The organism is Streptomyces flavotricini (assembly GCF_020639365.1).
GTDB lineage: Bacteria > Actinomycetota > Actinomycetes > Streptomycetales > Streptomycetaceae > Streptomyces > Streptomyces flavotricini.
This window is the reverse complement of record NZ_JAINUL010000020.1, coordinates 1-1,193: the sequence shown is the minus strand read 5'-3', so window position 1 is coordinate 1,193 and position 1,193 is coordinate 1. Positions and strand designations below refer to the sequence as shown.

At 65.8% G+C, this 1,193-nt stretch carries 1 protein-coding gene; it reads left to right on the top strand.

Annotated elements, in window-relative coordinates; genetic code table 11:
• Positions 1 to 106: 106 nt before the first annotated feature.
• A complete protein-coding gene (locus K7B10_RS40345; RefSeq protein ID WP_229346015.1) occupies positions 107 to 1,192 on the top strand; it encodes an IS630 family transposase in 1,086 nt (361 codons plus the stop codon).
• Position 1,193: the final 1 nt, after the last annotated feature.

Genomic DNA, 1,193 nt, shown 5'->3' with positions numbered 1-1,193 from the left:
CCTAGTGAACCGGTTTTGAGGTCTGGGCTCGCCTCGTGAGTCGTGTTCTGTTTCAGATCTTGGGTTTTGCCTGACGTGACCGGCTTGCGGGGGCTGTCCTGGACGGATGGGTGATACCAGGCTGCCGCCGGTGGTGTTGTCGGATGCCGAGCGGTTGACGTTGGAGGGCTGGGCCAGGCGGCGTTCAACTGCGCAGGGCCTGGCCCAGCGTGCGCAGATCGTGCTCGCGTGCGCGCGGGGGTGGAACAACACCGAGGTGGCCGCACGGCTGAACACAGAGCGCAAGACGGTGGCCAGATGGCGGACCCGGTTCCTGCGTGACCGTCTGGACGGCCTGTCGGACGAGCCACGGCCCGGGGTGCCTCGGACCATCACCGATTCCCAGGTGGAAGAGGTGGTGGTCCGCACCCTCGAACAGACACCCGCAGGAGGGACGCACTGGTCGAAGCGGGAGCTCGCCAAAGTCGTGGGGATCTCGCCGGCGAGTGTGCTGAGAATCTGGCACGCCTTCGGCCTGCAGCCCTGGCGGACCGAGACCTTCAAGATCTCCCCGGACCCGCTGCTGATCGACAAGATCCGCGACGTCGTCGGCCTCTACCTCGCCCCGCCAGCCAACGCGGCGGTGTTCGCGGTGGACGAGAAACCGCAGATCCAGGCATTGGAACGGACCGCGCCGGTGCTGCCCATGCTGCCCGGGGTCCCAGAGCGACGGAGCTTCGACTACGTCCGACACGGCACCGTCGACCTGTTCGCCGCCCTGAACACCGCGACGGGCAAGGTGATCACGAAACTGTCCGCGCAGCACCGGGCCGTGGACTTCCGGGACTTCCTCGACGAGATCGACCGCCAGACCGATCCCGGCCTGGCGGTCCACGTCATCTGCGACAACCTCTCCGCCCACAAAGCACCGGTCGTGCGCAAGTGGCTGCTGGCGCATCCCCGGTTCCAGCTCCACTTCACTCCCACGTATTCGTCGTGGATCAACCAGGTCGAGCGGTGGTTCGCCGAGCTGGAACGACGCTGCCTCGAACGCGGTGTGTTCTGCTCACTCGACGACCTCAAAGCCGCGCTCGAAGACTGGATCAAAGTCTGGAACGACGAGGCCCGGCCCTTCAAGTGGACCAAGACCGCCGACCAGATCCTCGACCGCATCTGCCGCTACTGCGACAGGATCTCCAAACCAGGTCACTAGC